This is a genomic window from Stenotrophomonas sp. GD03680 (genome assembly GCF_029844625.1).
Lineage (GTDB): Bacteria > Pseudomonadota > Gammaproteobacteria > Xanthomonadales > Xanthomonadaceae > Stenotrophomonas > Stenotrophomonas maltophilia_P.
In genome coordinates this window covers 1-13,510 of the sequence record NZ_JAOCKC010000040.1, presented here as the reverse complement: position 1 = coordinate 13,510, position 13,510 = coordinate 1, and the positions used below count along the sequence as shown (strand labels likewise).

At 67.8% G+C, this 13,510-nt stretch carries 13 protein-coding genes; 10 read left to right on the top strand and 3 right to left on the bottom strand.

The annotated features are described in order from the left end of the window. Positions 1-26: 26 nt before the first annotated feature. On the bottom strand, positions 27-2,276 hold the full coding sequence (locus N5J29_RS19015; protein ID WP_065174656.1) for a TonB-dependent siderophore receptor: 2,250 nt from the start codon (positions 2,274-2,276) through the stop codon (positions 27-29). A 218-nt stretch (positions 2,277-2,494) separates the two neighbouring features. Then, positions 2,495-3,703, bottom strand: coding sequence for an MFS transporter (locus N5J29_RS19010; RefSeq protein ID WP_164150761.1), 1,209 nt, complete (start codon positions 3,701-3,703; stop codon positions 2,495-2,497). An 81-nt stretch (positions 3,704-3,784) separates the two neighbouring features. Between N5J29_RS19010 and N5J29_RS19005 the strand changes: the two genes are divergently transcribed. The 5 genes from N5J29_RS19005 (at position 3,785) to map (ending at position 7,015) form a co-directional block, all read left to right on the top strand. Continuing rightward, complete coding sequence (locus tag N5J29_RS19005; protein ID WP_111185849.1) at positions 3,785-4,222, top strand: helix-turn-helix domain-containing protein; 438 nt, start codon at positions 3,785-3,787, stop codon at positions 4,220-4,222. A gap of 201 nt (positions 4,223-4,423) precedes the next feature. Beyond that, entirely contained in the window at positions 4,424-5,521 is a 1,098-nt protein-coding gene (locus N5J29_RS19000; protein ID WP_239519745.1) for a metallophosphoesterase, read from the top strand. Positions 5,522-5,582: 61 nt separating this feature from the next. Beyond that, positions 5,583-5,942 carry a VOC family protein gene (locus N5J29_RS18995; RefSeq protein ID WP_164150834.1) on the top strand — a complete coding sequence of 120 codons (360 nt, stop codon included), beginning with the start codon at positions 5,583-5,585 and terminating at the stop codon, positions 5,940-5,942. Positions 5,943-6,012: 70 nt separating this feature from the next. Beyond that, on the top strand, positions 6,013-6,225 hold the full coding sequence (locus N5J29_RS18990) for a ParD-like family protein (protein ID WP_053517372.1): 213 nt from the start codon (positions 6,013-6,015) through the stop codon (positions 6,223-6,225). A 7-nt stretch (positions 6,226-6,232) separates the two neighbouring features. Next, positions 6,233-7,015, top strand: coding sequence for a type I methionyl aminopeptidase (map, locus tag N5J29_RS18985; RefSeq protein ID WP_111185887.1), 783 nt, complete (start codon positions 6,233-6,235; stop codon positions 7,013-7,015). On the opposite strand, the gene N5J29_RS18980 is transcribed toward map, so the two are convergent. Continuing rightward, entirely contained in the window at positions 7,012-7,626 is a 615-nt protein-coding gene (locus N5J29_RS18980; protein ID WP_164150760.1) for a LysE/ArgO family amino acid transporter, read from the bottom strand. The genes map and N5J29_RS18980 overlap by 4 nt on opposite strands. A gap of 105 nt (positions 7,627-7,731) precedes the next feature. Between N5J29_RS18980 and N5J29_RS18975 the strand changes: the two genes are divergently transcribed. From N5J29_RS18975 to N5J29_RS18955, 5 genes are all read left to right on the top strand, one after another. Next, complete coding sequence (locus N5J29_RS18975) at positions 7,732-8,625, top strand: LysR family transcriptional regulator ArgP (protein ID WP_065181141.1); 894 nt, start codon at positions 7,732-7,734, stop codon at positions 8,623-8,625. A 132-nt stretch (positions 8,626-8,757) separates the two neighbouring features. Beyond that, positions 8,758-10,110, top strand: a complete 1,353-nt coding sequence (locus N5J29_RS18970) for a TolC family protein (RefSeq protein WP_229765812.1) — start codon at positions 8,758-8,760, stop codon at positions 10,108-10,110. Beyond that, positions 10,103-11,113 (top strand): efflux RND transporter periplasmic adaptor subunit, encoded by a 1,011-nt coding sequence (locus N5J29_RS18965; protein ID WP_065174650.1) that lies wholly within the window; start codon positions 10,103-10,105, stop codon positions 11,111-11,113. Before N5J29_RS18970 ends, N5J29_RS18965 begins: the two co-directional genes overlap by 8 nt. Then, positions 11,098-12,285 (top strand): ABC transporter permease, encoded by a 1,188-nt coding sequence (locus tag N5J29_RS18960; RefSeq protein ID WP_164150758.1) that lies wholly within the window; start codon positions 11,098-11,100, stop codon positions 12,283-12,285. The genes N5J29_RS18965 and N5J29_RS18960 overlap by 16 nt, the downstream gene beginning before the upstream one ends. Continuing rightward, positions 12,282-13,406, top strand: coding sequence for an ABC transporter permease (locus tag N5J29_RS18955; protein ID WP_164150756.1), 1,125 nt, complete (start codon positions 12,282-12,284; stop codon positions 13,404-13,406). Before N5J29_RS18960 ends, N5J29_RS18955 begins: the two co-directional genes overlap by 4 nt. The last annotated feature ends 104 nt before the right edge of the window (positions 13,407-13,510 follow it).

The window sequence follows — 13,510 nt, the reverse complement described above, 5'->3', positions numbered from 1 at the left end:
CCATGCCTGTCAGGCACCGTGCGCGCTCAGAAGCCGAAACGCAGGCTGGCCCAGTATGCGCGGCCCGGCTCGTTGTAGGTCGCCGCGCCAGCGTCGCTGCTGTTGGCTTCGCGGAACAGGCGCTTATCGGCCAGGTTGTTCACGCCGAAACCGAAGCTGACCGTCCCGGTAACCCTGTAGCGCGCGCTCACGCCCCAGATGTTGTATGCCCCCCGATCCTGCAGCACCACCGACGGATCGCAGCTTCCGGTGCAGCGAGGATCGTTGTTGATGTTGGTGGTGGCCGGCTCCTGCCTGCCGTAGAAGGTGCCGGTGAGCAGCAGCGACAGCTTTTCGGTGGCCTGCCAGTCCAGCATCGTGTTGACCGTGTACCGCGGTATCACCGACAGCGGCTGGCCGGTGCTCTTGTTCTCGTTCTCCACCATGTAGGTGAAGTTGCTGCTCCACTTCAGCCGGTCGCCCTGCTCGCCCAGCAGCGGCACCACCAGGTTGCCCTCCAGGCCCTGCACGATGGCCTTCGGTGCATTTTCCCAGCGGAAGATCCGGCCACGGGTATCGGCGGTGAGGCCAACCTGGGTATACCCGGCCTCGATCTTGTCCTTGTAGTCGTTGTGGAAGTAGGTCAACGAGGCCTGCCAGCCACTCTGCGGAGCCCATTCCACGCCCAGTTCCTTGTTCAGGCTGGTCTCGGCGTCCAGCTCCGCGTTGCCCTGCAGGTAGCAGCCCGCGCCCAGGCTCGGCAGTGCGTTGGGACAGCCGTTGCCACGGGTGTAGTACAGGTAGTCCGGATTGGACTGGTAGAGGTTGGGAGCCTTGAACGCGCGTGCGATGCCGCCCTTCACCACCCAGTCGCCATTGATGCGGAACTGCGCATTGAGGCTGGGGCTGGCGTTGTTGCCGAACTGGCTGTGGTGGTCGAAGCGCAGGCCCGGCGTCACGATCCAGCGTTCACCCAGGTAGATGTTGTCTTCGACGAAGACCGCCGTGGTCTGCGCATCGGACTTGCCGCGCGCGCGATCGGCCGACAGGCCCGGCAGGCCACCGCCACTGCTGCCGGACTGGCTCATCGAATACGGATCGGTCAGGCGGCTGTCGAGATGCTCGAAGCCCAGCGTCCAGACATTCTCCGCCGCGCCGATCGTGGTCGGGAAACTGACCTCGCCATCGAGCTGGTAATTGCGCAGGCGGGAGGTGGACCAGTCGGTGCCGTTGAAGCTGCCCTCGGGGCCACCGGCCAGGCCTTCGTTGATGCGCGAATTGTTGACCGCTTCCACCGCAGCAGTAACGCGCGAGGTCACATCGCCCCAGCGGCCACGATGGGTGATCGCCCCGGTGGTGCGGTACATGCGGTTGGTCTCTGCCTCGCTCTCGGCCAGCGCCGCCAGATCGACCGGCGTGGAGGTACCGGTGTTGCTCACGGCACGGTCGCCCGCATAGATGTTGCCCTGGCGGCTGGTACCGGCTTCGAATTCCACCACCTGGCCGGCGTTGATGTCCCAGCGCAGCAGCGCGTTGACATCGCGGTTCTTGACGCCCTCGCGGCCTGCGGGAGGTACGGTGCCCGGCGCGGTGGCGAACGCGCGATTGAGTTCGAGCGAATCCGCGTCGGTCCTGTTGAGGTTGCCATACAGGCGGAAGGACAACGCATCGGTCATCGGGCCGCTCAGCTGCAGGCCCACGCGCTCACTGCCACCTTCGGCACTGTGCTCGGGTACCAGTCCGTACAGGTCGACCGCTCCGGTCAGATCGCCCGTCGGCCGCTTGGTGATGATGTTGACCACGCCGCCGGAGGCGCCGGATCCATAACGCGCCGCTGCCGGACCGCGCAGCACTTCGATGCGCTCGATCATCTCCGCCGGCACCCAGTTGGTGTCGCCACGGGTATTGCGCTCACCGCTGCGGCCCATGCGCACGGCGTCGCGGGCGCCGACGCGTTTGCCGTCCACCAGGATCAGCGTGTTCTCCGGCCCCATGCCGCGCAGGTCGATCTGGCGGTTGTTGCCATACTGGCCGGACGCACTGTTGCCGGTGAGATTGACACCGGGCATGGTCCGCAGCAGCTCGGCGATGTCGTTGGCAGGAGGACGGCGCGCAATGTCCTCCGCGGTGATGGTCGATGTACCCAGGGCCTGACGCGCGATCTGCGAGGCGGTGACGTGTACCGTATCGATATCGGTCGCGTCGGTCTGCGCATGGGCACCCAGGGCACTGCCCGCAAGCAGGGCAGCAACGGCAAGCGCCAACGGGCGCGGCGGCGGAACAAGGACGGCAGACATCTTCAACACCTTCTGGCAGGGCAACGGGACCTCTGGCAAAGGGCTTGAGGCGACGACGGGGGGAGTGGGAGCGGCGCCGCACATCTTCCGCAGGCCGATCCATGCGCGCATTCTCCCATCAATGCGATTGATTCTCAAATGCGTCAACTCAGTGCAAGCGCTTCGCGAATGTGCATGGGGCCAAGTACGCTGGTTCGCCGTACCCCTGCTGATGGGTACTACGCAGGGGGCCGGTGGCCGCCGGGGTGACGCGCTGCCGGTGCAGCGGCATGCAACGCCCACCATGCCAGCGCCGTCACCGCGATGCCTGCACCGAGTGCACAGACCCTGGTCCAGCCGTGGTGCGCCTGCATCCACGTACCGGCCGCAGCACCGACGCCGCTGCCGACCGCGTAGAACAGCATGTACAGCGCCACCAGGCGACCGTGCTGTTCGGCAGGCGCGCGCAGCAGCAACGCCTGGTTGGACACATGCAGTGCCTGTCCTCCCAGATCGAGCACCACCACGCCCAGCAGCAGCCATGCCAGGGCGTGCGGCAGACCCAGCAGGGGCCACCACGCAAGCAGCATCAGCAGCAGCGCCCCCAGGCTCACCCGCAGGCAGAAACCCCGATCCATCCAGTGCCCCACCCGTGCAGCCAGCAGCGCACCGACCATGCCGGCCAGACCGAGCGCGCCGATGGCCGCGGTCGACCAGTTCATCGGTGATGCCGACAGGGGCAGCGGTACGGCCGCCCAGAACACGTTGAGGCCGGCGAACAGCAGCAGCGCCAGAGGGCCACGCTCGCGCAGCGTGCGATCACTGCGCAGCATCGTCATCATCGAGCCGAGCAGGGCGCGCCAGGCCGGCGGCTGCGAGGGAACAGGCACGGCAGGCAGGCGTCGCCACAGCAGCATCGCCAACGCCGCCATCATCACTGCTGACAGCAGGTACACCGCGCGCCAGCCGGCCAGGGCCGCCACCGCGCCGGATACCACACGCGCAGCCAGCAGGCCGATGAACACCCCGCCCTGCACCATGCCAACCACGCGCCCCCGCTGCCCCGACGGTGCCAGCGTGGCTGCATAGGCGATGAGTCCCTGGGTGAGCGCCGTCCCGAGCAGGCCCGCCAGCAGCATGCCCCCCAGCAGCCAGGCGGTACTGCGTGCTGCCGCCAGTCCCAGCAGCACCATCACCAGTGCCAGCAGCTGCACGCGCAGCAGGCGGCGACGATCGCCGCGGTCGGCCAGCGGCAGCAGGCCGAGCAGGGCCAGCACGCTGCCGGCCTGGGTGGCGGCAACCACAGCGCCGGCCGTCGCGCGCTCCATGGCGAAGGCCTGCGCCAGGCGCTCCAGCAGCGGCTGTGCGTAATAGACATTGGCCACACTGGCACCCGCCGCGATGGCCAGCAGGCCCAACAGGGCGCGCGGAAGGACGGAAACGGGCATGAATGTGGTTGCATATTGAAACTGGATGCACCCTATCGACAATGGTTTTAAAATGCAACCACATCGTCACGAGCCTTGCCCATGCATGCCGACAGCCCCTGCCCCGTTGCCCGCAGCGCCGATCTGCTCGGTGATCGCTGGGCCCTGCTGATCATCCGCGATGCCTTTGATGGCGTTACCCGCTTCAGTGACTTCCAGCGCAGCCTCGGCGCAGCGCGCAACATCCTCAGCGACCGCCTGCGGCGTCTGGTCGAGGCCGGGCTGCTGCTGCAGCAACCTGCCAGCGATGGCAGCGCCTACCAGCAGTACGTGCTGACGCCAGCCGGACGCGAACTTTTCCCGGTGCTGGTGGCGCTGCGCCAATGGGGCGAACGCCATCGTTTCGCAACGGGTGAAGCGCACTCGCAGCTTGTCGAGCGTGCCAGCGGAGCGCCCCTTCCCTACATGCAGCCGCATGACCACACCGGTACGCCGCTGCTGGCGGAACAGACCGCGGTCCGCAAGGTGGACATCCGCTAGCCCGAGCCTCGCGTGCCGTTCCACCTGAGCGCGATGCGCCGGATCGATGATCCGCCTCCCACGGCAAAGCCTGCGCGCCGCCCACGCATGCAGCGTGTAGCAATGCCAGCGTAGGATCACGGGCGGGCCCTGCGGCCCGCCCTTCCGTTGCTGCCTAGGACTCCGCCCATGCTCCGCCGTGCCCTGCCCCGATCCGCGTCCGTGCTTCTGCCCCTGCTCCTGCTGTGGGGCGTGCCAGGCGCGCAGGGCCGCGAAGTCGCCGCGCCTGCCGCCCACGTCGAGGCCGATGGCCCCTACGTGTTCCGCAACGGCGATCAGCTGCAGGCCAAATGGATCTGCGCTGACGCTGTGCAGACCCGCTCGCTGGGCACCGCCACGGGAGCTGCCGATGTCGCGCCCCTGTGCGGCTACCCGCACAGCGTGCACGTGCTGCCACCGGTCGCGCCTTCGGTGTCGGAGCTGCCTGCGGTACCGCGCATCGTCGCCCTGTCCGACATCCACGGCCAGTACGACCTGCTGGTACGACTGCTGCGCGCCCACCATGTGATCGATGCGCAGGACCGCTGGGCCCTCGGCCAGGACACCCTGGTGGTCGCTGGCGACGTGTTCGATCGCGGCCCGCAGGTCACCGAAGCGTTCTGGCTGTTGTATGGCCTGCAGCAGCAGGCGGCGGCCGCCGGCGGTGCGGTGCACTTCGTGCTCGGCAACCACGAGACCATGGTTCTGTACGACGACCTGCGCTATGTCAATCCGAAGTACCTGCGCAGCGCGCAGCTGCTCGGGCGCAGCTATCCGCAGCTGTACGGCGCTGATTCGGTGATCGGGCAATGGCTGCGGACGCGGCCGGTGCTGCTGAAGATCGGCGACACCCTGTTCCTGCATGGCGGCATCTCGCCCGAAGCGGTGGAACTGGCACTGCACCCGGCACGCACCAACGCCGCCTACCAGGCCTCGCTGGGATTGCCCAAGGCCGAAGTGAAGGCCGACCCCGCAACTGCACCGCTGTACGACGGCAAGACCAGCCCCATCTGGTACCGCGGCTACTTCGATGGGCGTCTCGATGCACGGGGCGTGCAGGACGTGCTCGACACGCTGCAGCTCAAGCGCATCGTGGTCGGCCACACGTCGATGCCGCATGTCAGCACGTTCCATGGTGATCGCGTGATCGCCATCGACAGCAGCATCAAGAACGGCGAGAACGGCGAGCTGCTGTTCATCGAGGATGGCCGGCTCAGCCGCGGTCTGCTGGACGGCTCACGGGTGCCGCTGGTCCAGGGGCAACCCGGCCTGCAGGACTGACCACGAAAGTGGCGGCACCCTGCCGGCGTACACTGCCGGCTCACCCCTGCGAGCCACCATGATGCGCCAGACCGTCATCCCGCAGCTGCGCATGCGCCACGCCGATGCCAGCCTGCCCTTCTACGTGCAGGGCCTGGGCTTCGTCGTCGACTGGGAGCATCGGTTCGAGCCGGGGTTTCCGTTGTTCGCCCAGCTCACCCGCGACGGCCAGACGCTGTTCCTCACCGAGCACAGCGGCGACTGCGAAGTGGGCGGCGCGGTCTACTTCATCGTCGAGGATGTCGACGCGCTGCACCGCGCCTTCAGTGCCGCGGGGGTACCGATCGAACAGCCGCCGCATGACACCGACTGGGGCAGCCGCGAAATGCTGCTGCTCGATCCGGACCACAACCGCCTGCGCTTCGCCACCGCAACGGACTGAGTCCTCGCAGGCTTGAGAGGGATATGCGAAACATATACGATACGTATATTCCTCTTGCTTGGATCCGCCCATGGGCATCGTCAACATCGATGACACCCTGCACGACCAGCTGCGCCGTGCCTGCACCGTCTCCAGCCGCTCGATCAACGCCCAGGCCAGTTTCTGGATCCGCGTGGGCATGCTGTGCGAAATGAACCCGACGCTGAGCTTCCAGGACATCGTGGCCAGCGAACTGCGCGCCGCCGGCGTGCAGCCACAGCCGCTGGCACCCGCACGGGCCTGACGTGAGCATCATCAAGCGGCCCGACGAGATCGCGCTGATGACCGAATCCGGCCGCCTGCTGGCACAGGTGTTCGCCGCGCTCGACAGATGGCCACTGCAGGGCCGCAGCACGATGGAGATCAACGACTTCGTCGAACGGATGATCGTCGACGAGCTGCAGGCGCGGCCTGCCAGCAAGGGCCAGTATGGCTTTCCGTACGTGCTCAACACCTCCATCGACAACGTGGTCTGCCACGGGGTGCCCAGTACCGCAGACGTGCTGCGTGAGGGCCAGATCGTGAATCTCGACATCACCCTGGAAAAGAACGGCTACATCGCCGATTCCAGCACCACCTACCCGGTCGGCGCGGTCACCCCTTCCGCACGGCGGCTGGTGCGGACCGCCTACGAAGCGATGTGGAAAGGCATCGCCGTGGTACGGCCCGGCGCGCGCCTGGGCGACATCGGCCACGCCATCGCCCGCTACGCTCGCCGCCACGGCTACAGCGTAGTCAAGGAATACTGCGGCCATGGCATCGGCCGGGAGATGCACGAAGAACCGCAGATCCTGCATTACGGCCATCCCAACACCGGCAGGGTGCTGGAAGAAGGCATGGTGTTCACCATCGAACCGATGCTCAACCAGGGCAGGCCGGCGATCCGCCAGCGCGCGGGCGAATGGCCGGTCTATACCCGCGACGGCACGCTGTCGGCACAGTTCGAGCACACCGTGGCCGTGACCCGCAAGGGCGTGCGGGTGCTGACGCTGCGCCCCGACGAGACGCCGTTGTGCGCGGTGGACGCGGCCTAGAGCGGACGCAACAGCAACAGGGTGGCGAGGCAGAACATGAAGATCGCCACGCCGGCATCCAGCACCCTCCACGCGCTCGACCTGCGGAACACCGGCTGCAGCAGGCGCGCGCCATAGCCCAGCGTGCAGAACCAGGCCACGCTGGCCACGCAGGCACCGGTGGCGAACGCCCAGCGCAGATCGCCCGGATAGCGCGTGGACAGGCTGCCCAGCAGCACCACGGTATCCAGGTAGACGTGCGGGTTGAGCAGGGTAAAGGCCAGGCAGGTCAGCAGTACCTCGCGCCCGCTGCCGCCCTGCGCCTCGGCGGCGGCCAGCGCACTGCCACCACGCCACGCGCGTAGTCCCGCCTGCAGGCCATACCACAGCAGGAACGCCGCACCACCAAAGCGCAGCACCTGCAGCAGCAGCGGCCACTGCAGCACCAGCGCGCCCATGCCGCCGACACCGGCCAGTATCAGCACGATGTCCGCGCCGGCGCAGGCCAGCACCACCTTTCCCACATGACGCTGCTGCAGGCCCTGCCGCAGTACGAAGGCGTTCTGTGCACCGATGGCGATGATCAGGCCGGCACCTGCGAACAGGCCGGCGGCGGCAGCGGCGATCCACATGGGGCAGGCATGGCAGCGAGGGGACGCGCAGAGTGCGGCCGCCGCCCCTGTTTAGACAATCTGATTCTTCTTTATCCTGTGCAGAAAAACTGAAGAGGCACCGGCATGGATCTGCTACATCCACAACTGGCTGCGTTTGCTGCGGTGCTGGAGGAAGGCAGCTTCGACGCTGCGGCCCGACGCCTGTCGATCAGCCCGTCGGCACTGTCGCAACGGATCAAGGCACTGGAGGACCGGCTCGGCCAGGTACTGGTGGTACGTCAGGCACCGTGCCGACCCACCGCCACAGGTGAAGCGCTGCTGCGCAGGGTGCGACCGATGCAGACGCTGGAGGCCGAGGCGCTGGCCGAACTGCTGCCCGAACGCGGCAGCGATGCCCCGCGCACACCGATCCCGTTGGCGGTCAACGACGACTCGCTCGATACCTGGTTCGTGCCGGCCATCGCCGAGCTGCACCAGCGCCATGGCTATCTGTTCGACCTGCGCATGGATGATCAGGACCACACCCTGCAGTTGCTGCGAGATGGCAGCGTGCTCGGCGCGGTCACCGCCGAAAGCCAGCCGGTGAAGGGCTGCAACGTGCATCCGCTCGGCGCCATGCGTTACCACGCCATCGCCTCGCCCGGCTTCGCCCGCCGGCACTTCAGCGAGGGCATGCAGGCTGCGGCGCTGGCACGTGCGCCGATGCTGGTGTTCAACCGCAAAGATGAACTGCAGTGGCGCTTCGTGCGGCGGCTGACCCGTGCGCGGCTGCAGCCACCGCTGCATTATCTGCCCTCCTCGACCGGCTTCGTCGAAGCCGCCGCGTGCGGACTGGGCTGGGGCATGGCCCCGGAAACCCTGGTGGGGCCTGCCGTGCATGCCGGCCGCGTGGTGGTACTGGAACCCCGCCGCTGGCTCGACGTGCCCTTGTACTGGCAGCACGCGGCCGTGCGCTCAAGCACGCTGCAGCACATCACCCAGGCATTGCGCACTGCGGCCAGCGGCGCCCTGCGCTGAGGTCCATACGATGACCGCAGACCCGGGCTTCACGCGCAGACCACTAACGTTTGCTCACTTCTTAACTACAGGAACGGCATGCGTGTGAGCCGCCCACGGACAAGGATGCGCAGCGCGATGGGCGTCGCCGGCATGGCCTTTGCGGCCTGCTTGCCCTTTGCCACGTCAGCGCAGGCCATCACCGATACACCGGCATTGGACTGGGAACAGGCGCGGCAGCGGTTGGAACAGGTTTCCGACGCGCTGGCCGCGGCCGACGCCGCCGTCCGCAACAAGCAGGATCTGCAGGAGGCCACGCGCCTTCTGCGCCTGCCGGAGATCACCGGCGAGGTCCGCCGCCTGCAGTTCCAGAAGACCCTGACCCTGCCACTGGGCTCGCTGGCACCGGTGGCCGAGGCCTTTGGCATCGATTCCCCCCTGTCGTTCACCGAACGCGACTGGCGCACCCGCCCGGTCGTCACCGCTGTGCTGCCGCTGTACACCGGTGGCGTCATTCCTGCCGCACAGCGTGCCGCCAGCGCAGCCCACGAGCAGGCCAGCGCGGAACGCGAAGCACAGCGGCAGTCGTTGACCGTGCAGCTGGCCCAGGCCTACTTCGGCCAGCGCCTGGCCGAGCAGGCGGTGGACGTGCGTCGTGACGTCCGTGATGGCCTGGAACGCCACCTGGCCGATGCGCTGAAGCTGGAGCGCGAAGGCTTCGCCACCCGCGCGCAGCGACTGCAGGCCACCGTCGCGCGCGACAAGGCAGAGCGCGAGTACCAGAAGACCGTCAACGACCTGGCCACGTTGAAGGCCGCGCTGGCCACCCTGCTGCGCAGTGGCGGCGAGGTGCAGCCGGTATCACCCCTGTTCGTGCAGCGCGTGCCGCTGGAGCCGGCCGCCAGCTTCGAGCGCATCGCGCAGGCACGGCAACCCCAGATCGCACGGCTGCGGGCCATGGTGGCGCAGGCCGAACAGGGCGTGCGCGTACAGCAGGCCAAGCTCAAGCCGCAGATATTCGCCTTTGGCCAGTACGACTTCCGTCGCCGCGACGAGATGCTGACCGATCCGGACTGGGCGTTCGGCATCGGCCTGAAGTACACCTTCCTGTCGCCGAACTCGCGACCGGCGCAGATCAGCGCGGCACGTGCGCAGCAGGAGCAGGCGGAAGCCGGACTGCGCGAAGCCGAGAACCAGGTCGCGCTCGGCGTGCGCAAGGCGTGGAACGAGCTGGAAACGGCACGCCAGCAGTTCGTGCTGCTCGACAGCAGCATCGCCCAGGCACAGGAGAACCTGCGCCTGCAGGAGCTGGCATTCCGCGAGGGGCAGTCCACGTCGCTGGACGTCATCGATGCGCGGCTGGGTCTGGGAGGCGCTCGCGTGGAGCGTGCACAGGCCGCCTACCAGTACGATGTCGCGCTGGCACAGCTGCTGGAGATCAGTGGGCAGATGGACCGCTTCGAGGAATTCCGGCGTCGCGCAGATGAGGTGATCGACCATGAGTGACGTATTGCAGGATGAAGCGACACCACCAGGCAAGCGCCGGCTTGGCCGGATCCTGCTCGTGGTGCTGCTGGTAGTGGTGGCGCTGGGCCTGTGGCTCGCCTGGCGCAGCCCGGCCGACCAGATCCAGGGCATGGCCGACGCGGACACGATCAACGTCGCAGCGAAGATCACCGCCCGTGTCGCCGAGCTGAAGGTTCGCGAAGGCGACCGCGTGCAGGCCGGTCAGGTCGTGTTCCTGCTCGACAGCCCCGAAGTGACGGCGAAGGAACAGCAGGCACGCGGCGCTCTGGCCGCTGCGCAGGCGGTGGCCGACAAGGCTGCCGAAGGTGCGCGCAGTGAGGACATCCGTGCTGCCGAAGCCAATTGGAAGCGTGCCGAAGCCGGAGCAACGCTGGCCGAAGCCACCTACCGCCGCGTGCAGAACCTGTTCAACGAAGGGGTGATGACCCGGCAGAAGCGCGACGAAGCACTCGCCCAGTCCACCAGTTCGCGCGAGCTGGCCCGTGCCGCCCGTGCCCAGTACGACATGGCGCTGGCCGGTGCGCGGGAACAGGACAAGCGTGCCGCGCAGGGCCAGGTACAGCAGGCGCAGGGCGCCGTGGCCGAAGTGGATGCGGCCCGCGTCGAAGTGGAGGGCCGTGCACCGGTGGCCGGCGAGATCAACAAGCGCATGGCCGATCCCGGCGAGCTGGTACCCGCCGGCTATCCGGTATTCACCCTGGTCGACATCGACCGCATGTGGGTATCGATGAACCTGCGCGAATCACAGATGCAGGGCCTGAAGGTCGGCAGCACGCTGCGTGGCAGCGTGCCGGCCCTCGGTCAGGACAGCGAGTTCAAGGTCTACTTCATCAACCCGGCCGGCGACTATGCCACCTGGCGTACCACCCGGCAGTCGTCCGGCTACGATGTCCGCAGCTTCGAGGTGCGGGTGCGCCCGGTACGCCGCATCGAGGGCTTCCGCCCCGGCATGAGCGTGCTGTTCGCATGGCCCCAGCACTGAGCCCTGGTGGCAACGGCTTTGCTGCTGCCTGGCAGCGCGAGCTGCGGGGTCTTGGTGGCAACCGTGCCGACCTGGCGCTGGTCACGGTGCTGCCGCTGCTGATGCTGGTACTGATGGCCTGGATGTTCACGCCATCGGTCATGCGCGATGTACCCATCGCCGTGGTCGACCTCGATCACAGCAGCGACAGCCGGCAATTGCTGCGCATGCTCGATGCCAGCCCGGGGGTCCGCGTCGCCCGCCAGCCCGCCGACATGGACACCGCGCGCTCGCAGCTGCGCAGCCTGGAGGTGTTCGCAGTGGTGCTGGTGCCGCGCGACGTGACCCGTCAGGCCCTGCGCGGCCGCCAGGGCACGGTGTTCGCCTATTACAACGCCACCTACATGACCACCGGACAATCGGCCGCGCGCGATATCGCCGATGCGGTGTCGGCCTGGAATGCACGCATGCTGCGCGAGCGCATCGGCCTGCAGGTGGGGCCCGCAAAGCTGCGCGCCGCCCCGATCGCCGTGCAGTCCGACATCCTCTACAACCCGGCACGCAGTTATGAGCTGTTCCTGCTGCCGCTGATCTTCCCGGCCGTCCTGTCGCTGGTGCTGGCACTGGCCGTGGCCGGAAGCGTGGGCCGGGAAATCCGCGATGGCACGCTGCCGGCCTGGCTCGGTGACACCCCGTGGGCCTCGATCGCCGGCAAGCTCGCGCCCTACGTACTGTTGTTCGCGTTGTACGGCGCGCTGGGCGTCGGCTACCTCGCATGGCTGCGCGGGGACGGCATCGCCGGCAGTCTGCTCCTGCTGCTGGCTGCGCAGCCGGCGTTCTACCTGGCCACGGCCGCATATGCGCTGTTCTTCGTCGGCCTTGCCCGTGACATGGGTACCGCGCTGTCGGTGGTCGGCCTGACCATCGGCACCGCGCTGGCCTTCTCCAGTGCCACCTTCCCGGTACTGGATGGCCCGCTGTTCACCCGCATCTGGCACCAGCTGCTGCCACTCAGTGCGTACATCAAGGTGCAGACCGAGCAGCAGTTCGTCGGCGCACCGCTGTCCGTCTCGCTGTGGCCATTGGCCACGCTGGTGTTGATGTCGGTGGTGGCCGGCGGCATCGGCAGCCTGCGGTTGATCGCTTTCGGCCGCACCCCGGAGGCCGCGCGACCGGCCGGAGCCGACGCATGAGCACGGTCTGGCGCAGCCTGCGGCAGACCCTGCTGGCGGTGCTCGGCGACCGCTATGCCATCGTGGTGATGGTCGGTGCGGTCATCCTGTACTCGTTCTTCTATCCCGCCGCGTACCGCCACCAGGTGGCCGGCAATCTGCCGGTGCTGGTGGTCGATCAGGATCACAGTGCCACCAGCCGCGAACTGCTGCGCATCCTCGATGGCCTGCGCGTGGCGCGCGTGGTTGGCCAGCCGGCGGGCCTGGACAGCGCGCGCCGTCAGCTGGAAGCGGGGCATGCCGAAGGCATCGTGCTCATCCCCGCGAACCTGGAGCGCGACATCCTGCGTGGCCAGCCAGCCAAGCTGGTCCTGCTGGGCAATGGCGCCTACCTGGGACGCGCCAGCTGGGTGCTGGGCAGCATCGCCGATGCGCTGGGCACATTCGGCCGCGACGCCGCCGTGACCCAGGCCGCGTTCATGGGCGCGCCGCAGGCAGCGCCGGTCACGCTCGTGCAGCGGCCCCTGTACAACACGCAGGAAGGCTATGGCAGCGCCATCGTACCCGGCGTGGCCGAACTGATCGTGCACCAGACACTGCTGATGGGCATCGGGGTACTGCTGGGAGGGCGGCGTCTGGTGCTCGGCCGCCGGCTGCACTTCGATCTGCCGACCCTGGCAGGCATGGCGATGGGCTTCGGCCTGATCGGGCTGTTCGGCCTGTTCTACTACGCCGGCTTCACCGCCTGGGTACAGGACTACCCGCGCGGCGGAAATCCGCTGGGCCAGCTGCTGGGCGGCACGCTGTTCATTGCCGCCACCGTGGCCTTCGGGCTGTTCATCGGCAGCTTCTTCCGCACCCGCGAACGCGCCTTCCAGTACATCATCGCCACCTCCATTCCTCTGTTCTTCCTCGCCAACCTCTCCTGGCCGGCGGTGATGACGCCCCGCCCGCTGGTGTGGCTGGCGCAGCTGCTGCCGACCACCTCCGGCATCAATCTGATGGTGCGGTTGAACCAGATGGACGCACGCCTGGACGAAGTCAGCCGTGAACTTGCCACGCTCGCGGCGCTGCTGGTGATCTACGGCGGTCTTGCCATCTGGCGGCTGCATGGCAGGCCGTCGGGCGGGGTGCGCCCCTGAGCACAGACAAACGCCAGCACGGAGCCGGCGTTCGTTGCATCACTACGTGGAAGGGGAAAACGGCGATCAGCGGTAGACGCGCTCGCAGCGACGTTCCACCACCC